Here is a 23,772-nt window from a genome sequence, read left to right as displayed (position 1 = left end):
ATAATATACTCATCCTGAGTCAAGTAGCCGGTTCCAGTCGGATAGTGTTCATTTTGAAGGGCGCACGGAGCGTCTGCCGGCCAGCGCGGGGCTTTGGCCTGTCGCATGACGGACCACATTGATAGTCCGGCAAATCAATTAACAACTATGCGAAACTCCGTCGCTGTGGCTACGGGGCGAACTTGATTTCGCTCCCGTTTCAATTCCACGATGCCGTAATTGGACATTGTTTTCAAGGTGCGTGACAGGTTGCTCGGTTTGCGGCCCGTTATTTCAGCCAATGCAGAAATGGATTCCGGTTGCGTTTCCAGAATCACGTGCAACAACGCCCGGTTTTCGTCGCTCAGGACTTCCGCCAGCGATTTGATCGAAGTGAACCAGACCTTGGGCTCATCCGCCTTCGGTTTATATATGCCGCGAGCGATGGCGAGCACGCGTTCGCGGATTTTCTCTTGCGGCATGATGCCAATAAAAATCGGTTTCATTGCTTTTTTACCTCCAGCAAAACGCGGTCCACGTCAGCAAAGAAATCATTGATGAGATGCTGCGCATCCTTGAATTCGTATGGCACTCCCTGATCTGACGGATGCCGGTGTTTATGGTCAAAAGCCACGATACGTCCCGCATATTTGAATTTCTTTGGCGGCTTTACCATGTGCGCATTGTCGTAACCGAGGATGCGTTTGCCATACGGTTCGTGCAGCGTCAGCGAGTAGCGTATGCCGTGAGGAATCTCATCCGACACTTCCGTCCGCCTGGCTTCTATCTTGATCCAATAACCGCCATCCTGGTCGAGGATGGAGCCATCCAGGTCCAGCAATGTATCAATGGCAGGATCGATCCGCATGCGGGAAGTATATCATCTGTTGATATGTCATTTCCACGAAAGCGTCAATAGGCGGAGCCTTTGACTCCATTCGGCCAAGACATCGAGAAGCTTTGCACCTATTTTCGTTTATGCTGGTGTTTTACCTTTTGCATCGACCGCCATGATCGTCCACTTATTAAAATGTTTCGGCGCCGCCCCCGGTGGCGGCAATGCGGCGCTGGTCGTGGAAAACGACGACAACGGCGAAACGGCGCGCCAGACCTTCGCCCGCGAGCGGCAAGTGAGCGCCTGCGTCTTCATCGACCGGCAAGCGGACGGCAGCGTCGTGCTCGACTATTTTTATCCGCACACGCGCAGCCCCCTGTGCCTGCACGCCACCCTGGCGGCCGCGCATGTGCTGCTGACGGCGCCCGGCGACCCGGCAACCTTGACGGTGACGACGGCCATGCGCGGACAAGCCTTGCAGCTGGCGCGCCGCGCGGAGGGGCTATTCATTGGCTTGACTTCGCAGCCGGCGCCTGCCGTCATGCTGGAAAAATATGTGCCGTCGGAACTCATGGGCCAGCACATGCACTTGCTGTCGCCGCCCGTGATCGCCTCCGTCGGCAGCCCGAAGCTGCTGCTGGAAGTGGCCGACCGCACCACCCTGCGCGCGCTGCGGCCGAACCTGGAACTGATCGCCGACTGGAGCGCCTTGCATCAGGTCAACGGCTGCTATGCATATTGCCGCACGGGCGAGAGCGAATACGAGGAGCGCAACTTCAACCACCGCGACCCGGCACTGGAAGACAGCGCCACGGGCGTGGCGGCGGGCGCGCTGGCAGCGTATTTACAACAGTCGCTGAGTCTGCATCAGGGCCACGTGACGCAGCAGCCGTGTCTGATCGAGGTGCAATACAGCGCGCAGGCAATCTGGGTGGGTGGCATGGTGCAACGCAGCACCTGAATGGGGCAAGCTGCACCAGTACAAGGCAAGCCGGGCAACGGCCAAAAGATAATCAACCAGGAAACAACAGTTACAACAAATTTGTAATAACAAAACAAAGTATCGCTGGTGAATGCTGAAATGATGGCACTAAAATCAAGTCACAATACCACTTGGAGATACTGCGTGCCGACTCTCACCACCTTGCGTAAAGCAGTCCTCATCAGCCTGTACGGCAGCGCCGCCCTGGCCGCCTTCAGTCCCGCTGCCATGGCCCAGACCACGGAAGCGGGCGTCACGGACGGTCCCGTGCAAACGGTCAGCGTGGTCGGCTCGCGCCGCGTCACCAGTTCCGCCACCGACACCATGGTGCCGGTCGATATCATCCCGATTTCCAGAGTCGCCGAGCAAGGCGGTCAGTTTGACCTGGCGCAATCGCTGCAATACATCTCGCCCTCGTTCAACTCCACGCGCCAGACGGGCGCCGACGGGGCCGACCTCGTCGATTCAGCCGCCTTGCGCGGTCTCGGTTCCGACCAGACCCTGGTGCTGGTCAATGGCAAGCGGCGCCACACGACGGCCCTGGTCAACCTGTTCGGCGCGCGCAACCGCGGCAACACGGGCACGGACATGAATGCGATTCCTTTGCTGGCGATCAAGAACGTGCAAGTGCTGCGCGATGGCGCCGCCGCCCAGTACGGCTCGGACGCCATTGCCGGCGTGATCGACATCGAACTGAAGAAAAGCCTGGGCTGCGAAGCGGTGGCCGGCTACAGCCAGTATTCCGCAGGCGACGGCAAGAATTACATGACCTCCGCGTATTGCGGCATCGCGCTGGGCGACAAGGGCACGCTGGCCATCACGGGCGAATACCTGGACCGGGGCCGCTCGAACCGGGCCGACGCGGACAGCATGCGCATCATCGGCGACACCAAGGCCAGGAACAAGACCCTGTACGTGAATGGCGACTACGCCACCAGCGGCACGGGCAAGCTGTACTTCACGGCCGGCGCGCAAACGCGCGATGCGTCGAGCGCCGCGTTTGGCCGGGGCGGCATCGGCAGCGACGACATTCCGTCGCGCAATTCAGCCGCCATGTATCCGAATGGTTTCGTACCCTTCATTAACGGCAAGATCGACGACCAGTACGCCACCATCGGCCACCGCAGCCAGATCGGCGAATGGCATGCTGACTTTTCGCAAACTTATGGCTACAACAAGATGCGCTACGACATCAGCCATACCCTGAATGCCTCGATCGCCAACCTCGACTTGATGAACGGCGGCAAGGGCGTCAGCGCCAGCAGCTACGATGCGGGCGGCTTCTCTTTCCAGCAGCTGACCAGCAACGCCGATTTCAGCCGCTTTTACGACACGGTAATGAGCGGCATGAACGTGGCCTTCGGCGCCGAATATCGCAGCGAGGAATACAAGATCATGGCCGGCGAACCGGGCTCCTACAGCGACGCCGACGGCGTGGGCATGGGCGGCAATGCGGGCAGCCAGGGCTTTCCCGGCTTCCAGCCCGGCGACGTCACCAAGGCCAAACGCCACAGCATCGCCGCGTATGGCGACGTGGAGCTGGACTGGACGGAGCGCCTGAAAACCCAGGCCGCGCTGCGCTATGAAAAATTCAGCGATTTCGGCTCCACCGTGACGGGCAAGCTGGCCGCCAGCTATAAAGTGGCGCCCAACGTGCTGCTGCGCGGCTCGGCCAGCACGGGCTTCCGCGCACCGTCGTTGCAGCAAGTGTATTTCTCGTCCACCTTCACCGACTTCATTGGCGGCGTGCCCACCGACGTGGTGCTGGCGCCGAACGGCGGCGCCGTCGCCAACGCGGCCGGCATTCCCAAGCTGAAAGAGGAAAAATCCACCAGCTTCACGTTCGGCACCACCTGGACGCCGACGCAAGCCATTTCCGTGACGGCCGACTTGTACAACATCAAGATCAAGGACCGCATCGTGCTGTCGGGCCGCTTCAATGCCGACAATTACCCGGACCTGGCCGCGCGCCTGGCCCTGCTGGGCGTGGGCGAGGCGCAATTCTTCGTCAACTCCATCGACACGCGCACGCGCGGGCTGGACCTGACGGCTTCGCACAAGGGCGAGCTGGCCGGCAACCGCCTGAACACCTTCCTGGCCTTGAATTTGAGCAAAACGGAAGTGACGAAAGTCAAGACGCCTGACTCGCTGAAAGGCTATGAAGACGTGCTGCTGTCCGAGCGCGAACGCCTGTTCATCGAACAGGGCGGCCCGCGCGCGAAAGCCACGCTGGGCTTCGACTACATCACGGGCAAGCTGGAATCGGACCTGCGCATCATCTATTTTGGCCCGCAAACCCTGGGCACCTTCAGCGGTACGGCCGCCGGCGTGCCCAACGCCCACTACGCGGCCAAGACCTCGGCCGACCTGAGCTTTACCTACAGCATCAACAAAAATACCAAGCTGACCTTTGGCGGCAACAACATCTTCAACGTCAAGCCGACCACGCAAAACGCGGACGAAACGGACAACGGCTTCAAGTACGACAGCGTGCAGTTCGGCCTGAACGGCGCTTCGTATTTCGGACGGCTGTGGGTGAAATTCTGATCGCGCTATGCACATAAAAACAGCGGCTGCGCCAGTACGGGCAGCCGCTGTTTTTTTATGCCGGCATCGACATGCGATCATCGTGGCGGCTATTCGCCGCCTACGGACAAAGTATCAATGTTTCTGTTTCTCCAGTTTGCGCACGAATTCACTTTTCCGCCCATCCCACAGGCATTTCCGGCATCTGCCTGCCTCGAACACGTGCTCACACCCTGGCAAGCCATAAATGACCGAGGCGCATTCGGGACACAAACTGGCCATGCCCGCGGCGTCATCACGGTATCGGCTGCCGCATTCGTCACAAGTTTTCACAGTTCACTTTCATAGTTCATACATTCCCATGCTCCAGTACCGACTGTCTTGCCGATCAGGCGATTCATGATGCCATGTCCGACCAGCAGCACAGGCCCCTTGGCGGCCAGCGCGACACCCGCAGTGAACAATCTTTGTCCCGCGGCGGAAAGCAAGGATAATAGCGCCTAACTCATAAGCACAGTATTGGATTACCTCATGGAAATTAAAGTCAACTTTCTCGACAAGCTGCGTCTCGAAGCCAAGTTCGACGATTTTACCGTCATCGCCGACCAGCCCATCCGCTACAAAGGCGATGGCTCGGCGCCTGGCCCGTTCGATTATTTTTTGGCATCATCGGCACTGTGCGCGGCGTACTTCGTGAAGCTGTATTGCGATACGCGCAATATTTCCACCGAGAATATCCGCCTGTCGCAAAACAATATTGTCGATCCCGAAAATCGTTACCAGCAGATTTTCAAGATCCAGGTCGAGTTGCCGGCCGATATCTCGGCCAAGGATCGCCAGGGCATCCTGCGCTCGATCGACCGTTGCACGGTGAAAAAAGTGGTGCAAGCGGGGCCAGAATTCGTCATTGAAGAAGTCGCGAACCTGGACGCCGATGCGCAATCCTTGCTGATGCTCAATCCGACCGGCGAAGCCAGCACCTATATCGTCGGCAAGGATTTGCCGCTGGAACAGACCATCGCCAATATGTCGGGCCTGCTGGCGGGCCTGGGCATCAAGATTGAAATCGCCTCGTGGCGCAACATCATTCCGAATGTGTGGTCGCTGCATATCCGCGATGCGCACTCGCCCATGTGCTTTACCAACGGCAAGGGCGCGACCAAGGAAAGCGCGCTGGCGTCGGCCTTGGGCGAGTATATCGAGCGCCTCAGCAACAACCATTTCTACGCCGGATCGTTCTGGGGCGAGGACATCGCCAACGCGCCATTCGTGCATTATCCGAACGAGCGCTGGTTCAAGCCGGGCCGCAAGGATGCGCTGCCGAAGGAAATCCTCGATGCGTACACCCTGGATATCTACAACCCCGATGGCGAGCTGCGCGGCTCGCACCTGGTCGACACCAACTCCGGCAATGCGGAGCGCGGCATCTGCTCGCTGCCGTATGTGCGCCATTCCGATGGCGAGGTCGTGTATTTCCCGTCGAACCTGATCGAAAACCTGTACGTCAGCAATGGCATGAGCGCCGGCAATACCCTGGTCGAAGCGCAGGTGCAATGTCTGTCTGAAATTTTTGAGCGGGCCGTCAAGCGCGAAATCCTCGAAGGCGAAATCGCCCTGCCCGACGTGCCGCAGGACGTGCTGGCGAAATACCCGGGTATCCTGGCCGGCATCCGAGGTCTGGAAGAGCAAGGCTTTCCCGTGCTGGTCAAAGATGCGTCGCTGGGCGGCGTGTACCCGGTGATGTGCGTCACCCTGATGAACCCGCGCACGGGCGGTGTGTTTGCCTCGTTCGGCGCGCACCCGAGCCTGGAAGTGGCGCTCGAGCGCAGCCTGACGGAATTGCTGCAGGGCCGCAGCTTTGAAGGCTTGAACGACTTGCCGCAACCGACGTTTGCCAGCGAAGCCGTCACCGAGCCGAACAACTTCGTCGAGCACTTCATCGATTCCAGCGGCATCGTCTCGTGGCGCTTCTTCAGCGCCAGGGCCGATTACGATTTTGTCGAGTGGGATTTTTCCGGCCACGGCGAAAACTCGAATGCCGAGGAAGCGGCGACCCTGTTCGGCATCCTCGCCGAGATGGGCAAGGAAGTCTACACGGCCGAGTACGACCAGCTGGGCGCCACCGCCTGCCGCATTCTCGTGCCAGGCTATTCGGAAGTGTATCCGGTCGAAGATTTGATCTGGGACAACACCAACAAGGCGCTGCTGTTCCGCGCCGACATCCTGAACCTGCATCAGCTCGACGATGCCAGCCTGGAAGACTTGCTCGAGCGCCTGGAAAACAGCGAGCTCGACGAGTACGGCGACATCGCCACCCTGATCGGCATCGAATTTGACGAAAATACGGCGTGGGGCCAGCTGACGACCCTGGAATTGAAGCTGCTGATTCATCTGGTTCTGCAGCAGTTCGAGGAAGCGAAAGAGCTGGTGGAAACCTTCCTGCAGTACAACGACAACACGCTCGAGCGCAAACTGTTCTATCAAGCCTTGAACGTGGTGCTGGAAGTGGAACTCGATGACGCGCTGGAACTGGACGACTACGTCGTCAATTTCCGCCGCATGTTTGGCGACGCCCGCATGGACGCGGTGCTCGGTTCGGTGGACGGCAGCGTGCGCTTCTTCGGCCTGACCCCGACCAGCATGCAACTGGAAGGCCTCGACAGGCACCAGCGCCTGATCGACAGCTTCAAGAAATTGCACGCGGCGCGCGCCAAGGTTGCTGCCCGCTAGGGCAGCAAGCGGCTGACGAGAGTCAGCCGCCCGCCATCGCCGCGATCTCCTTCTGCATGTTTTCAATGGCCCGCGCGTTGTATTGATCGGCGAAATACGCATCGCCAAACAGCTGGCCCGCCTGCGCCTTGCCGCATAAATGCTGCAGGGCCAGGCCCCGCTGCTCGTTGAAGCGCGCGGGGTCCACGTGTGCGTATTCTCTTCCGATGGCTTGCGTGTAGGCTTGGTACACCTCTTCATCCTGGCCCAGGATGGCCAGGTCGGCGCTGAGCATGGCGTCCTTCAGCGCGTGGCTGATGGCGGGGCCCTGGAAATGGTCGGTGGCGCGTATCAATTGCGCCACATCGAGGTTGTCCCCCGCATCGAGGCCGCTGGCCAGCCACAGCTGGGCGCTCGCCTCTTCGCTCGAGTACAGGGCTTCGTCGTCGTGGCTGTAGACGGCGTCGTGGAACCAGAACGCCTTCTTGACCAGCGCGCTGTCGCGCTTCGGTGCAAAGGTATTGTCGGCCCACACGCGGATCTCGGACAGGCCGTGCACCAGGTGGTCGAGGTTGTGATAGTGACGGTCCGCGCCGCCATACGCCTGCGGCCCCGTCAGGTGCGCGAACCAGTGATCGGCCAGCGCGACGTCGGCCGCCGAAGCGGTGGCGTAATGCCACAGCGCTTCCCACTCCTTGCGCAGGCAGTCGAGTATCCACGCGTGGTAGGCGGGACCGGGGACGAATTTCTTCATGGTCCAGTTCCATCCCACCGGCCCTTCCAGCGCCTTGACGAAGCTGGAGCTGACGGAACCGAGGTCGCGCGGCGGCATGACGAAAATCGTCTTGGCGCCCTGCAGCACGTCCACATTGGTTTGCTGGATCAGGTTTTCATAGTCGAAATCGGCCGTCGTGCGGATGCCGCGGATCAGGTAGTCGCAGCCATGCTTTTTCGCCGCGCGCGCCGTGTAGTCGCCCTTGACGATGACCACCTGTACATTGTCCCAGCCGCACTCGCGCGCGCTCTGTTCGATGATGCGCTTGCGGTCTTCGGCCGGGAACTGCGGCTTCTTGGCGGGGTTTTGCGACAGGAACACGATCACCTCGTCGGCGAGCGAACGCGCTTCGCCGATCACCCACATGTGGCCATTGGTGATGGGGTCGAGGGTTCCTGAAAATCCGATTCTCTGCATGTGCGCTCCGTGGTCTGGTTCTGCTTGTTTCGCAGACAATATAGGGCCACGGCGCGCGCGTCAATGCAACAGGCCAAAGATGATGGTTAAAACACTCATTTCACGGCTTGCGGGAATTCCACGCGCACGCACAGGCCGCCCAGGCGTTCGGATTTGTCCAGCACCAGGCGCGCGCCATGGCGCTCGGCGATGGCCTTGATGATGGCCAGCCCCAGGCCGCTGCCGTTGGCATCCGTGCCGGGCACGCGGTAGAAGCGGCTGAAGACGCGTTCGCGCTCCTCGGGCGGGATGCCGGGGCCGTTGTCTTCCACCGATAACGTCACGCCGACGGGGCTGGCGCGCAGGTCGATATCGACCGTGCCGCCCTGCGGCGTGTACTTGATGGCGTTGTCGACCAGGTTGCGCAGCATGATGTTGAGCGCATCGGCCTGCCCCGCCACCTTGGCCGGGTCCATATGGTGCAGGCCCAGGTCGATCTTGCGCGCCTGCGCGATGCCGGCCATGTCGCCCAGCGCTCGCTTGACGACGTCGTTCAAGTCCACCGCCTGCAGCTGGTCGCCGCTGGCGGCGCTCGCTTCCTGGCGCGCCAGCACCAGCAGCTGCTCGACCAGGCGCGTGGCCCGCTCGATGCCGGCGCTGACGCGGGAGATCGCCAGGCTGCGCTTTTCTTCCGATTCGGCCCGCTCCAGGCTCAATACCTGCAGTTTCAGGGCCGCCAGCGGCGTGCGCAATTCATGCGCGGCGTCGGCGACGAAATGCTGCTGCGCGTCGAACGCCGTTTTGACGCGCCCGAACAGCAGGTTCAATTCATGCACCAGGGGGCGCACTTCGTCGGGCAAGCCCGCTTCCGATACGGGAGATAAATCGTCCGCCTGGCGCGCCGCCACCTGCTTGCGCACGCGCGAGACGGGCGCCAGCGAACCGCTGACGACCCACCAGACGACCAGCATCAATATCGGCGCCATCAGCGCGATGGGACCCACCGTGCGCAGCGCCAGGCTGCCGGCCATGCGCTTGCGCACGGCCATGTCCTGCGCGATCTGCACGGTCTGGGAACTGGTTTGCACGGAAAAGATGCGGTAGGTGGTGCCGTTCGCCTTCACGTTGGAAAAGCCCAGCACGGCGCGCTGCGGCAGTTCCGCGCGCGTGATCGAGCGGAACACCTGCACGCCGTCCGGCGTCCACACCTGCACCACCATGTCATTGTTGACGGGGTCGGCCGGCAAGGCTTGCGCGTGATTGGCCAGCGGCGCGCCGGAGCGCAGCGACAGGGCCATCTGCTGCATGTGGTAGTCGAAAATCTGGTCGGCGTCATACAGGGCGCTGCGGTAGGCGATCGACGCCTGCGCCAGGGCCGCCATGATGATGGCCGCCAGCAAAAACCACAGCAGGCGGCCGCGCAGCGAGTGCGTCACCGTGACCTTCATCCTCATGCCTTGGGTACCATGTAGCCGAGGCCGCGCACGTTCTGGATCAAGTCGCTGCCGAGCTTCTTGCGCAAGCCGTGGATATACACTTCCACGGCATTGCTGTTGACTTCATCCTTCCAGCTGTACAGTTTTTCTTCCAGCTGCGCGCGCGACAGCACGATGCCGGGACGGGCGATCAGCGCTTCCAGCACGGCCCACTCGCGCGCCGACAGGTTGACGGGATGGCCCTCGGCGATCACTTCGCGCGTCAGCGGATTGATACTCACGCCCTGGTGCTCGAAGATCGGTTCCGGCCGGCCCGAGGCGCGCCGCAGCAGGGCGCGGATGCGCGCCAGCAGTTCATCGAGGTCATACGGTTTCAAGACGTAGTCGTCGGCGCCCGCGTCGAGGCCCGCGATGCGCTGCTCGACGGCGTCGCGCGCCGTGGCCACCAGCACGGGCGTGTCCAGCTTGCGCAAACGCATCGAGCGCAGCACGTCGAGACCGTCCTTGCGCGGCAAGCCCAGGTCCAGCAGCACCAGGTCATAGGTTTGCGTCTGCAGGGCCGTATCGGCCATGTCGCCATCCTTGACCCAGTCCACCGCGTAGTGCTCGGCGCGCAGCAAGTCCAGCACCACCTCGCCGATCATCGTGTCGTCTTCTACCAGCAATAAGCGCATGGCTTGCCTCTCTATCTTGTTATGCTTGCTTTCACCCAAAAAGATGAAAAGCTGGGGTCGGCCCCTCAGGGTCCGACCCCGGTATTTGCCCTTGGGTTTGTTTCTTCATTAACCCAAACGCACGGGAATGAAGATCTTATCGGGGCCGCGCTGGATCAGCAAGGCCACCGACTTGGCGGATTTTTCCACCACGTCGCGCACTTGCTCGACCGTGTTGACGGGATGGCCATTCACCGACAATAGCACGTCGCCCGGCTGCACTCCGGCATTCGCGGCGGCACCGCCGGCGTCTTCCACCAGCAGGCCGGCGCTGATGCCCGCCTCGCGTTTTTCATCCGATTGTAACGGACGCAGGGCCAGGCCCAGCTTTACCTTGCCGGCCGCGCCGTCGCTCTTCGCCACTTCGGCCACCTTGTCGGCCGCATTACCCAGCGTCGCCGTCAGGTTGACGATCTTGCCGTCACGCCAGACATCGAGGCTGATCTTGTCGCCGGGCAAGGACGTGCCCACCAGCGCCGGCAAGTCGGCCGAAGCGATGATGCGCTGGCCATTCACCTTGCGCACCACGTCGCCCGATTTCAGGCCCGCCTTGTCGGCCGGGCTGCCCCGCTCCACGTTGGCCACCAGCGCGCCTTCCGGCGTGGCCAGCTTGAACGAGTCGGCAAAGCCCTGGTTGACTTCCTGCACCGTCACGCCCAGCTTGGCGTGGCTGGCCTTGCCCGTGGCGACGATCTGGTCCTTGATGCGGCCGGCCAGGTCGATCGGGATGGCGAACGACAAGCCCTGGAAGCCGCCCGTCTGGCTGTAGATCTGCGAATTGATGCCGACCACTTCGCCGCGCGTATTGAACAGCGGGCCACCCGAGTTGCCGGGGTTCACCGCCACGTCCGTCTGGATGAACGGCACATTGCTGTCGTCGGGCAGGGAACGGCCCTTGGCGCTGACCACGCCCGCCGTCACCGTGCTGTCGAAGCCATAAGGCGAACCGATGGCCAGCACCCACTCGCCCACTTTCAGGTCGCTCGAATGGCCGAGCGGCACGATGGGCAGGTTGTTGGCGTCGATTTTCAATACGGCAATATCCGTCTTCGGATCGGTACCGAGCACCTTGGCGCGGAATTCGCGGCGGTCGTTGAGCTTGACCGTCACTTCGCGCGCATCGCGCACCACGTGGGCATTCGTCATGATGATGCCGTCCGGGCTGACGATGAAGCCGGAACCGAGGCCGTGCGTGGGCACGTCGCGGCCACCGCGCTGCCCGCCTTGCGGGCCCTGGAAGCGGCGGAAGAATTCGAAGAACGGATCGTTGCCGAAGTCGTCGTTGCCGGCCTGGGCCGATGGGTCGTAGGCCACCTTGGTGCTGCCCGTGACGCTGATGTTGACGACGGCCGGGCTGTTGCGCGCGGCGATCTGGCTAAAGTCGGGCAAGGCCACCAGCGGCGCGCTGGCGGCGGGCGCGACAGCGGCAGCCACGGGGGCGGCGGCGGTCGCTGCGGCATTCGCGCCGGCATTGTTCTGATGCACCACCATGGCGCCACCGGCGCCCAGCACACCGATCGCGACCAGCGCGGCTACGGTGCGTTTGATTTTCAACGATGCGGTATTCGTTTGCTGTTCCATGAATTGCTCCTCATTCAATGAGATTTTGATGTATGCAATAGTGGGCCACGAGTCTTAGGCGGTGCTTAACATTTTTCCATTTGGAAACAGGCGTTGGCGCCTTTAAGCATCGCTTAATCCAGCGTTCCGCATGGCGGGCCATGGAGGGCATACAGGGCCTGGACGTGACACTGGCCGGATCAACCGGCCAGTATTTTACTGCATGGGAGGGTAGCCTCCTGGCTGCCCGGGCGCCCGAGGGGCGCCGGGGTCAGCTCAGCTCAGATCAGGCTGCCTGGCGCTGTTCCAGCACGCTGACGGTATCGCCGCCCGTGCCGATCTCGATCTTGCGCGGTTTCAGCGCTTCCGGCACTTCACGCACCAGGTCGATGGTCAGCATGCCGTTTTCAAACGTGGCGCCCGTGACCTTCACGTGATTGGCCAGCTGGAAACGCTGTTCGAAATCGCGGGCAGCGATGCCGCGGTGCAAGAACGTGCGCTCGACGCCATCTTTCTGCTTGCGGCCCGTGACATGCAGCGAGTCGCGTTCGGTAATGATATCAATCTCTTCGCGCGAGAAGCCGGCCAATGCCATCACGATGCGGTATTTGTCTTCCGATACTAGTTCGATGTTGTACGGCGGATAGCTGGGCTGTGCATCGGCGCGCTGTTCGTTGAGCAGCTGTGCCAGGCGGTCAAAGCCAATGGCGGAACGGTACAGGGGGGCAAGGTCAAAAGTACGCATGATAACTATCCTTTTCAAATGAAGCGATAAGAGGGGCGGACCTCACCGTGAGCATCCGCTTGCTACCAATCTAAGGACGATCAAGCGGCCTTCAAGGCCTTGAAAAAGACGATTTTTGCCCCAGTGATCAAAATATTTTTGAGGCTAGCCGTCGCTGCGCAAGGCGCAGGCCAGCGCCGTCCGATTGCTCACGCCAAGCTTGCGGTAAATCATATGCAGCTGGTTGCGCACGGTGGCGGGCGACTTGTCGAGCGCGCGGGCGATCGATTTGTAGGGCGTGCCGCGCATGGCCATGGCCGCCACCAGCCGCTCGGCCGGCGTCAGGCGCTGCATGGCGACGTTGCCGGAGAGCATATTTTCATGCATGGACTGGCTCCCCACCCCTGCTGGCATCGCACAAGGTCTTGCCGCGTTTTTTCATGATGGGTCTGTCCTTTTCGGTTTGGCGGACCCGCTGCAATGCGGCCCTTCATGCTCTTGTTCGCAGCGCGCCGCCATCCGGTTCAATCTTTTTGCAATGACATTGCGCCAGCCCCTGCGCCCATGCCTTTGCTGGCCTCGCTCTTACCAATACTGCACTATTTCCCCGATGCTATAATTACCACAACGCAATTGCCTGCCGCCCCCATTCAACCTGCCCCTCCTTCCCGTGACCATGAGCGCATTGCCTGTCAATCCCGCCGAACTGCTCGCTGCCATGGCGGCAGGCGACCAGCGCGCGCTGGACGCCCTGTACCGCGCCTGGTCGCCGCGCGTGCGCGTGTTTGCGCGCCTGCAGCTATCGGGCTCGGGGCTTGATGTGCACGCGGTCGCCGACGAAATCACGGTGGACGTGTTCCACGCTATCTGGCGCGCGCCCATGCGCTACGACGGCCGGGTGGCGTTCGGCACCTGGCTGCTGACCCTGGCGCGCAACAAGGCGGTCGACCAGATCCGCCGCCATGGCAAGCGCCTGGCACGCGAAGTGCCGCTCGACAGCGATAACGAGGAGCAGCAGGAACAGGCGGAACACGATCCGGGACCACAGGTGGCGAGGGAAAGCCTGCAACGACGCCATGCAGTGCTGAAATGCCTGCTGCGTCTGCGCAACCCGATGCAGCGCGAAAGCCTGACCCTATGGGCCATCGACGACCTGTCGGTGGCCGATATTGCCCATATTCAACAAGCACCGGAAGGCACCGTCAAGACGCGCTTGTTTCATGGCCGCATCAACTTACGCCAGTGCATACAGCGCTGGTTTGCCCAGGAAGGCGGCCGCCATGGCTAAGTCCATCGATCCTCAGGAACAGGCGCTGCGTGAGATGCTGCCAGACTACCTGAATGGCCATGCCCCCGCGGACGTGGCCAGCCGCATCGCCGCCAGACTGGAACACGATTCGGACTGGGTCGCCGATGCCGACTGGCTGGGCGATATCCGCACCGCCATCGAGGCTGAAGCGGCCAGCATGGATCCCGCCGCAGGCTTGGCGGAACTGCATCGCCGTCTCGAACGCCCCGGCTTCTGCCGCCGCTGCTACCAGCGCCTGGCGCTACCTGCACTGGCACCAGTGGCCATCACGGCGCTGGCCAGCCTGTGCATAGGCCAGGCGTGGCTGCTGTGGCAGCAACCTGCCCCGGCGGATCAACTGCGCTGGCGCAGCGTGCCAGGCGCAGCGGCGCCGCCGGCCAGCCTGCGCGTGCAATTCCTGCCACGCGCCAGCATGGCCCAGGTCGCTGCAGCGCTGGAGCAGGCACAGGCAGGCATCGTCGCCGGCCCCCTGCCTGACCACAGCTATCTGCTCGATGCGGCCAACCCGCCCGCAGCCCTGCAAAGCCTGCGGGCCAGTGGCGTGGTGGCTGCGGCATCCCTCGCCAGCGGGCCAGGGGCGCAATGAAAAACAAGCGGCGCTGGGGGCGCTTGCTACTGCTGAGTTACCTGCTGAGCGGCGCGGCGCTGGCCGGCGAACGCCATGCGCTGCTGATCGGCGTGGGCGCCTTGCCCGCCATGCCGCGCAGCAGCTGGCTGGCCGGCCCCGCCACGGACGTGGCCGCCATGCGCGACGCGCTACGGCGACAGGGTTTCGCCGATGAACATATCTACCGCCTGGCCGATGATGCGGGCGCCAGCCAGGCGCCCACCCGCGCGGCCATCCTGGCGCGCCTGGCGCAGCTGGAACAGTCGCTGGGCAAGGACGATGTCCTGCTGCTGTACTGGTCGGGCCACAGCGTGCTGCTGCCCGTCTATCCGGGACAAGCCGCCGCGCCACAGGGACGGCGCACGCGCTTGCTGACGCGCGACAGCCAGGTCAGCCACCAGGGGCGGCAGCTCGATGGCGGCCTCGATAGCAGCGAACTGGGGCGCGCCATCGATGCGTTTGCCGCGCGGCAGACACAAGTCGTGGCCGTGTTCGACACCTGCCATGCGGCAGCGGGCACGCGCAGCGGCGATGGCCTCGCGTGGCGCGGACTGGCGGCGAGCGACATCGGCTGGCGCCCGGCCCCTGGCAAGGGCACGCCGCCCGACGAAGCGCGGGCGCGGCCCCGTTATGTCGCCTTTTTCGCCGCCGAAGCCCAGCAGCGCACGCCGGAGGCCGCCACGGCCGCCACGCCGGGTCTGGCAGCGGGATTGTTTACCCGGGCCGTCATCGCCGCCTTGCAGCGCCAGCCGCAAACCTATGCCATGTGGGCCGCCAGCGCCACGCAGCAATACAGGAGCGCATTGCAGGCTTACCAGCTGCCCCGCTCCGCCTGGCCTTCGCCCGTGTATGCGGGGGCGCTCGATGCGCCGTTGTGGCATGGCGACGATGCGGCCATGCCGGCGCCGCGCTGGCCCGTGCGGCGCGATGCGCAAGGCTGGCTGGTGCCGTTCGGCTTGCTGGACGGCATGCGCGACGGCGACCTGTTCCAGCATGCGGACACGCGCTGGCGCGCTAGCAAGGCTGGCTGGGGAGAAACGCGGCTGACGCTGCTACCGGGCAGTGCCGACGCCGCAGCGGGCTGGGCCACCCGCACGCCCGCGCCGCTGCCTGCGGGATCGATACGCCCGGGCAAACAGGGAGAGCGTCTCGCCGCCCTGCTGGCGCTGCCCGCCACGCCGGGCCCGCCCCTGCTCGACGCGCGCATCGAACTGACCCTGCCGGGCAAGGCGCCGCGCCAGCTGGCATTCGCCGATGGCGACCTCGGCGTGCTGCCGGCCGGCACGCGCATCCGCCTCAGCGTGGAAAACCGCAGCGCCGCTTCCGTCGACCTGGGCCTGGCGCACTTGCCGCTGGACGGCCCCGCCGCGCGCATCTATCCGGCCCTCGACGGCGACAGCAACCGCATGCCGCCCGCCATCGGCGCCGGCATCAGCCGCATCGAGCGCAGCTTCGTCGTCAGCGGCCCCCACTATGGCGTGGAATGGCTGGCGCTGGTGGCGGCACCGGCGGCAAATGGCACCCTGCCGCGCCGCTTCGCCATCATCGAAGCGTTGCCGGCCCTGCCACCCACGCGCGGCGCGGCCAGCGTTGCGGTCCCCGTGGCGGAAACGGGCAACCCCGACCAGGCCCAGGTGGCCCGGCTGTCCTGGCGCTCCGTCCAATGAGGCGCCTCGTCCTGGGCCTGCTGCTGGCCGCGCCGGCGTGGCTACAAACGGTATCGGCCGGCACCTGCCAGGCTGTCATCGCGCCATGGCTGGCGCAGGCGAACGACGCCAACGACAAGGAACAGCCGGCCGTCTCGCTGCCCCTGTTCCAGCGCAGCGTGGCCGCTTGCCGCGCGGCGAACGACCGGGCCGGCATCGCCACCGGCCTGCTGGGCGTGGGCCAGAGCCTGCACATGCTCAACCGCTACGCCGAGAGCGAACAGGCCTTGCTGGAAGGCTGGGCCATCCGCCAGGCGCTGGACGACGGCGATCCCGGGCGCGAAAGCATGTACTACCCGAGTGAACTGATGTATCTGTACCGCCAGTGGAGCCGCTTCGACCTGGCCTGGCAATGGGGCGACATCGCGCTGGCGGCGAAAGCCCGCCTGATCGGCAAGGACACGGTCTCGTATGGCACCAGCCTGTCCAACCTGTCCGGCGTGGCGCTGCAGACCAAGGAGTATGCGCGCGGCCTGCCGTATGCGCGGCAAGCCATGCAAACGTGGGCCCGCACCTCGGGCGAGAACAGCACCGACCATGCGTGGGGCATGCGCGACGTGGGCGTGCTGCTGCTGCGCATGGGCCGCATGGAAGAAGCCTATGGCTACCTGGAGCGCGCCTACCGGATACGCCTGGCGGCCTTCGGCGAAAACCGCACCGAGACGCAAACGAGCGTGACCGACATGGCCAACTGGTACACCCTGAGCGGCAACGACCGCCAGGCGCTGGCATTCGCCCAGCGCGCGCTGGCCATGGCGGTGCAGCGCTCGGGGGCCGACTCGATGCAGGCCAGCGTGGCCCTGAACCGCCTGAGCGGCATCCACCTGCGCCTGGGCGAAAGCGGCAAGGCATGGCAGGAGGCGGAGGACGGCCTGCGCATCCGCCGCGCCCTGTTCGGCGACCGCCATGCCAACACCGTCAGCGCCTGGCAGGACGTGGCGCTGACGGCGCTGGCGGACAATCAGCTGGGCCGCGCGGAAGTGGCCGCCGCCGCCGCGCTCGAGCATTGCCGCGCCGTGTATGGCGAAGCCGCCGCCACCTGCGCCGCGCACCAGCTCGCGCATGGCGGCGCGCGCATGGCATTGGGGCAGTACCAGCAGGCGCTGGAAGCGGCGCAGGCGGCGGCGCGGCTGGCCATGTCCGGCGGCCAGGCGCTGCCGGCCGACGAAGCCGATGCGCTGCTGCTGGCGGCGCAGGCACAGGCCGCGCTGGGACTCCAGGACGCGGCGGAAACGGCACTGGCCGGCCTGGAGGCGCGGCTGCTGCAAACGCCTCCCGCCACGGCCGGCATGCTCGACATGGTGCGCCAGGCGCGCCTGCAGGCGCGCGCGGAGCACGCCGGCATCGGCGCGGCCGAACTGCAGGCGCTGGCGCGCGAGGCGGGCGCCATGGCGCGGCAAGTGGCCGCCACGCGCGGCGCGGCCCATCCCGCCCATGCACAGGCCTTGCTGGACGCGGCCGGACTCAATGCGCGCGCGGGTGATGCCGCCACGGCGCGGTCCCAGTCGGCCCGCGCACTGGCCATCGGCATGGCGCATGAACAGACCATGCTCGAAGCGCGGGCGGCGGCGCAGCTGGGCGCGCTGGAACCCGACGCGGCCGGCATTTTCCTCGGCAAGCAGGCGGTCAATGCGCTGCAAGCCACGCGCGCCGGCACGGCCAGCCTGCCCGTGCCGCTGCGGCAGGGCTTTGTGCGGCAAAAACGCGCCGCCTACGGCCAGCTGGCGGACCGCCTGCTCGACCAGCGCCGCATCCACGAAGCGGAAACCGTGCTGGCCATGGTCCGCGAGGACGAATTCCACAGCCTGGTGCGCAGCGCCCCCGATCCGCGCGCCACGCGCCTCGGCTACACGGGCGCGGAGGGCGAATGGCAGCGCCAGTTCGAAGCGCGCGCCGCCGCCCTGCGCGCGGGCGCCCAGGCGCTGGCCGCGGCGCGCGAACGCCAGGCGCAGGGCGTGGCGCAAGCCGACGATGCATGGCGGCGGGCGAACGACGCCATGGCGCTGCTGCTCGATGGCGCCACCGAGGCGCTGACGGCGCTGGCGTCCGGCAGCGTGGCCACGCCGGCACCGGCAGGCAAGGCTGGCATGGCGCGGGCCGAACCGCTCAAGCGGGGCGTGCTGCACCTGACTTATCTGGTTACCGACACGCGCCTGCGCATCGTCGCGCAGCGCGGCGGACGGAGCGGCAGCACCATCCACGACGTGGCCATCGACGAGCGCGCGCTGGCGCAGCGCATCGCCCGCCTGCGCCGCAGCGCGCAAGACCCGGGACAGGACGCGCGCGCCGACGCCCAGGCGCTGTATGCGCTGCTGCTGGCACCGGCCAGCCGGGAACTGGACGGCGCCACCTCGCTGTCGCTGTCGCTGGACGGCGTCTTGCGCTACCTGCCGTTCGCCATGCTGCATGACGGGCGCCGCTGGCTGGTCGAACGGCTGCCCGTCTCGCTGCATGCCAGCGGCGGCGAACAGGCCGGCGCACAAGAAGCGCCGCGCCGCGCGCCATCGCTTGCCCTGTTCGGCCAGACGCGCGCAAGCGGCGAACTGCCGGCCCTGCCCTTCGTGCAGCGCGAACTGCGCGCCGTGCAGGCGATCGGACACGCGGCGCGCATCCCCAGCCAGGTCTACCTCGATGGCGACTTCACCGGCGCGGCGCTGCAGCGCGCGCTGCCCGCCAACAGCAGCGTCCATATCGCCAGCCATTTCGTGCTGCGCTCGGGCGCGGGCGCGGACTCCTACCTGCTGCTGGGCGATGGAGGCAAACTCAGCCTGGCGGAACTGGCGCAGGACGGCTACCGCTTCGCCGGCCTGGACCTGCTCACCCTGTCGGCCTGCGAAACGGCCGTGCCCGCCGGCACCGATGCCACGGGACGCGAACTGGAAGGCCTGGCCTGGCTGGCCCGCCAGCGCGGCGCGCGCAATGTGCTGGCCAGCCTGTGGCGCGTGTCGGACCAGTCGACGGCCACCCTGATGGGCGATTTTTATGCGGCGCTGGCGCAAGGCAAGGGCAAGCCGCAAGCCTTGCGCCAGGCGCAGTTGCGGCAGATCCGCGCCGCCCGGCACGCCGTCACGGCGACGCGGGGCCTGACGCCGCTCGACGCCGCCGGCGGCAGCGGCGACGCGCGCGGCCATCCCTTCTACTGGGCCGGTTTCATCCTGCTCGGCTCCTGAGCGCCACACTACGGAAAGCCGTTTTTGGTGTATGCTGGCGGCATGAACAATGACACCGACATCCAGCTCAGCGGCCCCTTCAAGGCCACCGACGGCTCCGGCCGTGCCCACGACATCAAGGCCATCCGCATCTTCGACGAAGGCTACGGCATCATCGACGTCTACGTCGATTTCGCCGCTCCACTCGAAGCGGGCGCCTACAAGGACAAGACCCTGGTCGGCCACATCCTGGCCCGCTTGCGCAGCCTCGGCTACGTGGGCCCCGACTTCGGCCATGGCGACCTGGGCTTGCAAGACAAGAAACTGATCGTCCTGGAAGCGCCGGAAGAGTTTTCCGCCTTTGCAATCAGTAAAGGCTGGAAGGATCTTTCGGCCGAGTTCGACGAGGACTAAGCCGTTTTCTCCCCATCTGCGCCGTACCCGCGACTTGCCGGTACGGCGTTTTTCATGGGCGGCGATTTATGCCAGGTAGCGCGCGCTCCAGGCGGCAATCACATTGGCGACATACGCGGCGTCATCGCGCCCCGTCAATAAATGGTCGGCATCGTCGAGCGACACAAAACTTTTCGGGTGCTTGGCGGCAGTGAAAATATCCATCGCGTTCGACAGGCTCACGGTCGTGTCATTGGGCGCGTGCATCACCAGCAGGGCGCGGCGCAGGCCAGCGATATGGGCCTTCAGGCTGTGGCTGCCCGCGTCGTCGACGAATTGCTGGCGGATGCGGAAAGGCCGCCCTTCCAGTTGGACCAGCGCCTCGCCTTCGGCGGCGATTTGCTCCAGGTGCGCGCTGAACATGCGCGTGACATACGCGGGCGTGCTGGGGGCGGCCAGGGTCACCACGGCCGTCGCTTCCGGCACTTGCGCGGCGGCCGCCAGCACGGCGGCGCCGCCCAGGCTGTGGCCGATCAGCAATTGCGGCGCAGCGTGTTTTGCCCGCAAGAAATCGGCGGCGGCCAGCAGGTCGTCGACGTTCGACGAAAAATTCGTGGCGGCAAACTCACCCTCGCTGGCGCCCAGTCCCGTAAAGTCGAAGCGCAGCACGGCGATGCCGTGTTGCGTCAAGCCTTGCGCGATGCGCCGCGCGGCCAGCACGTCCTTGCCGCAGGTAAAACAGTGGGCGAACAGCGCGTAGGCGCGGATGGCGCCGTCGGGCGCGTCGAGGCGCGCCGCCAGCACATGGCCGTGCGCGCCGGGAAAATCTTGCCGGGTGGATTTCATTGTCTCAGATCAAAGCTGCCGCGCAGCGCGGCCGATGGCGCATTGTAGCGCCGCCCGGCCACAGCTGTTTTAGCCACGCGATGGGATATCGACGCCCTTGATGACGGCAGGCCGGGCCAGGAACGCGTCCAGCACGCGCCGCACATTCGGGAAGTTATTAAAACCGACCAGCTCGCCCGCGCCATAAAAACCCACCAGGCAGCGCACCCACGGGAAGATGGCGATGTCGGCAATCGTGTACTGACTCCCCATGATCCAGTCGCGGCCCTGCAGGCGCTGCTCGAGCACGCCCAGCAGGCGCTTTGCCTCGCCGAGATAGCGCTCCAGCGGACGCTTGTCTTCGTACTCCTTGCCGGCAAACTTGTGGAAGAAGCCCACCTGGCCGAACATGGGGCCGATACCGCCCATCTGGAACATCAGCCATTGTATTGTTTCATAGCGCAGGCCCGCATCCTGCGGCAGGAACTTGCCCGTCTTTTCCGCCAGGTACAGCAGGATGGCGCCCGACTCGAACAGGGCCAGCGGCTTGCCATCGGGACCGTCCGGATCGAGGATGGCGGGAATCTTGTTGTTCGGATTGAGCGACAGGAAGGCGGGCGACAGCTGGTCGTTTTGCTCGAAGCTGACCAGGTGCGGCTCGTACGCCAGGCCCAGCTCTTCCAGCAGGATGGAGACCTTGATGCCGTTCGGCGTCGGCAGCGAGTACAGCTGCAGGCGCTCGGGATGCCGGGCAGGCCATTTTTGGGTGATGGGGAAGTCGGAAAGTTGGGACATGAAAATCCTTATTGAAGTGGTTGACGCGGCGCAAGCAAGAAAGCAAGTATAGCCAAGCATGGCCGTTTCAGCAGGACAGCGCCTTCAGCCAAACAAGCCATGCAAAAACCAGCGCGGCGCCGCGTCTTCCGCGCTGCCGGCGATGCGTTCGCGGTAGACCCAGTAGTGGGCGTGGTCGAGGCCTTCGGCAATAAAATAATCGCGCGCCTGCGACTGGCCCCACCAGCCCGCTTCGATGCGTTCGGCTACGGACACCATTTTCAGGGGCGAGCCATAAAACGGCCGGTGCTCGCGCATCAACAGGGCGACGGGCTGGGCCAGCAGCCAGCCGGGACGGGGCATGCCGGGCAAGCCGGGCGGCAAGTCGGGTGCCGCGCTTCTTGAAACGGGCTTGGCCGGCAGCGGCAGCCACTGGTTGGCCGCCTCGGGACGGTAATCGGCGCGCGGCACTGCCTGCAAGACATTTTCCATGCCCAGGCGCGCCACCAGCAATTCCAGCAAGCGCTGACGCTCCTGCGGCGTGCCGCCCGGCTCGGGAAACAGGCTCTCGCTCGGTGGCGCCATCGGCTGCACCTGCAGCGCTTCCAGGCTCAGGCCGATCACGGGTGCCTCCAGCACCAGCTGCGCCAGGCGCTCCTTGAGCAGGCGCACCAGGTGCTCGTCGCGCCAGACGGCCTCGCCTAAGGCCAGGTCGATGACGGTGGGCGGGCGCGCCACCCTGCCCCGCTCGTGCGCCAGCAGCAGCTGTATGCGCTCGACGGCGAATTGCCGCGCGCACAGCCAGCCCGTCATCTGCTGCAGCAGGCGGCGCGCGCCGAACAGCAGCGCGTCCGCGTGCTCGACGCGGTCGAACAATTCCAGGCTGGCGCGGAACGTGGGCGGCGCTTCGAGCCAGACGAACAGTTCCGTGCCGTGGCCATGCGCGTCGTCGAGCATATCCAGCACGGCCCCGCCGCAGCGGCGCTGCAAGCCGGGCCGGGGCAAGTGGCGCAGCTGCCCCAGGGTGCGGCAGCCGATGCCTTCGAACCAGTCGAGCCAGGGGCGCGCGGGCGGCAGCAGGGCGCACGGCAGGCCGTCGAGGCGGCGCACCAGACTCTCCATGCCCAGCACGCGGCCCCGGCGCGTGCCGGCGCGTGCCAGCAGCCAGGCGCCGCGCGCCGTGGGGGCGCACGACAGCTGGGCCGTGTAGCCCAGCGTGCGCAAGCTGGCCGCGATTTGCCGGCACAGGGCGCGCACGCCGCCGAACAGGCGCAGGCTGGCGCCCGCGTCGACCAGCAGGGTCGCTTCCTCGCCCTGCGCCACCAGCGGCGAGTATTGCAGCAGCGCCAGCGCCACCGCTTGCAGGGCTTGCGCTTCCAGTTCGGGCGAGCGCTCGTGCAGGCGCGCCTGCGGCGCCAGCATCAGCACGCCGCCACGGCGCATGCCCGGCCGGATGCCGGCCGCCCGCGCCAGCGGCGACAGGGCCATCACTTGCTCCTGCTCCAGCACCACGCCCAGCTGGTCAGCCGACCAGCGCGGGCAAAATACTTCGAGCGGGAGCCGGGGCAGGCACAGGCCGATCCAGAGTCGCATGGCGTAGCAGTAAAGAAGGAGGTTGCAGGGGCAGGAACAGGGGCGCGTCGCGCTGCGGTCCCCGGCGCTTGATGAAGCCGATCTCGATGCCGCCGGCGGCCGGGCGCACGGACAGGCGCAGCGGCGCGGGCGACGCATCCTGCGCACCGTGCAAGGGGCGCAGCATGCAGAACAGGGTGTTGCCCGATTGCGCCGCCAGGTGCAGGCGGCGCAGGCTGTCGGCGCGCACGTGCGACTGCCAGAACAGCAAGGCGCCGCAACTGCCGCTGCGCAAGATGTTTTCCGCCGCCCACAAGGCATCCTTGCTGCCCGCGCTTTTGAGCCACAGCAATTGCGATGGCGCCAGCCCCTGCGCGGCCAGGGCCAGCGCCTGCGGCGGATGGGGCGGCTGCAGCAGCACGATGGGCAAGCCCGGCAGTTGCGCCAGCGCGGGCGCCAGCAGCCGCAATTCGCCGCTGCCCGGCTGCTGCACCAGCAGATCGATGAGGCTGCCGCTGGGCCAGCCGCCGCCGGGCAGCTGCGCGGACAGGGCGGCAAAGCCCGTGTCCAGGCAGCGCGTGGCGCCCTGCCCCAGCTGCGATGCGCGCCATAAAGACGGGTGCAAGGCTTCCGGCGCGGCCATCAATTCGGAATGTTGCATAATTGAATATGAAGATGAATACTGTATGCATATACAGTACTATCCAGTCCGGCTTTTGGCAAGGCTTATCTGTCAGATAGCGTGCCCGGGGCCGCTCCGCCATGTCCGAAAAACCCCGTTTCTGGCATCGATTGCTGTACC

The 23,772-nt window shown here is 65.1% G+C and carries 20 protein-coding genes; 8 read left to right on the top strand and 12 right to left on the bottom strand.

Annotation, left to right across the window (positions count from 1 at the left end):
* Positions 1-134: 134 nt before the first annotated feature.
* Complete coding sequence (locus KY494_RS24675; protein WP_219888547.1) at positions 135-485, bottom strand: transcriptional regulator; 351 nt, start codon at positions 483-485, stop codon at positions 135-137.
* A complete protein-coding gene (locus tag KY494_RS24670; protein ID WP_219888546.1) occupies positions 482-847 on the bottom strand; it encodes a DUF6516 family protein in 366 nt (121 codons plus the stop codon). Before KY494_RS24670 ends, KY494_RS24675 begins: the two co-directional genes overlap by 4 nt.
* A gap of 142 nt (positions 848-989) precedes the next feature.
* Here KY494_RS24670 and KY494_RS24665 point away from each other — a divergent pair, with 142 nt between their 5' ends.
* The 3 genes from KY494_RS24665 to KY494_RS24655 all read left to right on the top strand — a co-directional run bounded on the left by KY494_RS24665 (position 990) and on the right by KY494_RS24655 (position 7,052).
* Positions 990-1,775, top strand: a complete 786-nt coding sequence (locus KY494_RS24665) for a PhzF family phenazine biosynthesis protein (protein ID WP_219888545.1) — start codon at positions 990-992, stop codon at positions 1,773-1,775.
* A 165-nt stretch (positions 1,776-1,940) separates the two neighbouring features.
* A complete protein-coding gene (locus KY494_RS24660) occupies positions 1,941-4,343 on the top strand; it encodes a TonB-dependent siderophore receptor (protein WP_219888544.1) in 2,403 nt (800 codons plus the stop codon).
* Between the two features lie 510 nt (positions 4,344-4,853).
* Complete coding sequence (locus KY494_RS24655) at positions 4,854-7,052, top strand: OsmC domain/YcaO domain-containing protein (protein ID WP_219888543.1); 2,199 nt, start codon at positions 4,854-4,856, stop codon at positions 7,050-7,052.
* A gap of 22 nt (positions 7,053-7,074) precedes the next feature.
* Here the strand turns inward: KY494_RS24655 and coaD are convergent, their stop codons facing one another.
* The 6 genes from coaD to KY494_RS24625 form a co-directional block, all read right to left on the bottom strand.
* Positions 7,075-8,223: a pantetheine-phosphate adenylyltransferase gene (coaD, locus tag KY494_RS24650; RefSeq protein ID WP_219888542.1), complete on the bottom strand. Its 1,149-nt coding sequence runs from the start codon at positions 8,221-8,223 to the stop codon at positions 7,075-7,077.
* 95 nt (positions 8,224-8,318) lie between these two features.
* Positions 8,319-9,650, bottom strand: a complete 1,332-nt coding sequence (locus KY494_RS24645; RefSeq protein ID WP_219136884.1) for an ATP-binding protein — start codon at positions 9,648-9,650, stop codon at positions 8,319-8,321.
* Positions 9,651-9,652: 2 nt separating this feature from the next.
* Positions 9,653-10,312 (bottom strand): response regulator transcription factor, encoded by a 660-nt coding sequence (locus KY494_RS24640; RefSeq protein WP_010400558.1) that lies wholly within the window; start codon positions 10,310-10,312, stop codon positions 9,653-9,655.
* Positions 10,313-10,420: 108 nt separating this feature from the next.
* Positions 10,421-11,932: a Do family serine endopeptidase gene (locus KY494_RS24635; protein WP_219888541.1), complete on the bottom strand. Its 1,512-nt coding sequence runs from the start codon at positions 11,930-11,932 to the stop codon at positions 10,421-10,423.
* A 265-nt stretch (positions 11,933-12,197) separates the two neighbouring features.
* On the bottom strand, positions 12,198-12,656 hold the full coding sequence (locus KY494_RS24630) for an Hsp20 family protein (protein ID WP_100874057.1): 459 nt from the start codon (positions 12,654-12,656) through the stop codon (positions 12,198-12,200).
* 144 nt (positions 12,657-12,800) lie between these two features.
* On the bottom strand, positions 12,801-13,022 hold the full coding sequence (locus KY494_RS24625; RefSeq protein WP_219888540.1) for a helix-turn-helix transcriptional regulator: 222 nt from the start codon (positions 13,020-13,022) through the stop codon (positions 12,801-12,803).
* Between the two features lie 289 nt (positions 13,023-13,311).
* Here KY494_RS24625 and KY494_RS24620 point away from each other — a divergent pair, with 289 nt between their 5' ends.
* From KY494_RS24620 to KY494_RS24600, 5 genes are read left to right on the top strand one after another with little or no spacing between them, the layout of a single operon-like run.
* Positions 13,312-13,923: an RNA polymerase sigma factor gene (locus tag KY494_RS24620; RefSeq protein WP_219888539.1), complete on the top strand. Its 612-nt coding sequence runs from the start codon at positions 13,312-13,314 to the stop codon at positions 13,921-13,923.
* Positions 13,916-14,530 carry a hypothetical protein gene (locus KY494_RS24615; RefSeq protein WP_219888538.1) on the top strand — a complete coding sequence of 205 codons (615 nt, stop codon included), beginning with the start codon at positions 13,916-13,918 and terminating at the stop codon, positions 14,528-14,530. Before KY494_RS24620 ends, KY494_RS24615 begins: the two co-directional genes overlap by 8 nt.
* Positions 14,527-16,218 (top strand): caspase family protein, encoded by a 1,692-nt coding sequence (locus tag KY494_RS24610; protein WP_219888537.1) that lies wholly within the window; start codon positions 14,527-14,529, stop codon positions 16,216-16,218. The genes KY494_RS24615 and KY494_RS24610 overlap by 4 nt, the downstream gene beginning before the upstream one ends.
* Positions 16,215-19,427: a CHAT domain-containing tetratricopeptide repeat protein gene (locus tag KY494_RS30065; RefSeq protein WP_219888536.1), complete on the top strand. Its 3,213-nt coding sequence runs from the start codon at positions 16,215-16,217 to the stop codon at positions 19,425-19,427. Before KY494_RS24610 ends, KY494_RS30065 begins: the two co-directional genes overlap by 4 nt.
* 42 nt (positions 19,428-19,469) lie before the next feature.
* Positions 19,470-19,820, top strand: a complete 351-nt coding sequence (locus tag KY494_RS24600) for a hypothetical protein (RefSeq protein ID WP_035827997.1) — start codon at positions 19,470-19,472, stop codon at positions 19,818-19,820.
* A 66-nt stretch (positions 19,821-19,886) separates the two neighbouring features.
* On the opposite strand, the gene KY494_RS24595 is transcribed toward KY494_RS24600, so the two are convergent.
* From KY494_RS24595 to imuA, 4 genes are all read right to left on the bottom strand, one after another.
* Positions 19,887-20,645 carry a S9 family peptidase gene (locus tag KY494_RS24595; protein WP_099762723.1) on the bottom strand — a complete coding sequence of 253 codons (759 nt, stop codon included), beginning with the start codon at positions 20,643-20,645 and terminating at the stop codon, positions 19,887-19,889.
* A gap of 69 nt (positions 20,646-20,714) precedes the next feature.
* Positions 20,715-21,419, bottom strand: a complete 705-nt coding sequence (locus KY494_RS24590; RefSeq protein WP_219888535.1) for a glutathione binding-like protein — start codon at positions 21,417-21,419, stop codon at positions 20,715-20,717.
* A gap of 84 nt (positions 21,420-21,503) precedes the next feature.
* Positions 21,504-22,991 (bottom strand): DNA polymerase Y family protein, encoded by a 1,488-nt coding sequence (locus tag KY494_RS24585; RefSeq protein WP_219888534.1) that lies wholly within the window; start codon positions 22,989-22,991, stop codon positions 21,504-21,506.
* Positions 22,921-23,631 carry a translesion DNA synthesis-associated protein ImuA gene (gene imuA / locus KY494_RS24580; protein ID WP_219136067.1) on the bottom strand — a complete coding sequence of 237 codons (711 nt, stop codon included), beginning with the start codon at positions 23,629-23,631 and terminating at the stop codon, positions 22,921-22,923. The genes KY494_RS24585 and imuA overlap by 71 nt, the downstream gene beginning before the upstream one ends.
* Positions 23,632-23,772 lie beyond the last annotated feature (141 nt).

It is taken from the genome of Janthinobacterium sp. PAMC25594 (genome assembly GCF_019443505.1).
In the GTDB taxonomy this organism is placed as follows: domain Bacteria; phylum Pseudomonadota; class Gammaproteobacteria; order Burkholderiales; family Burkholderiaceae_D; genus Janthinobacterium.
The sequence above is the reverse complement of the archived record's forward strand: the minus strand, read 5'-3'. Positions and strand labels throughout refer to the sequence as shown.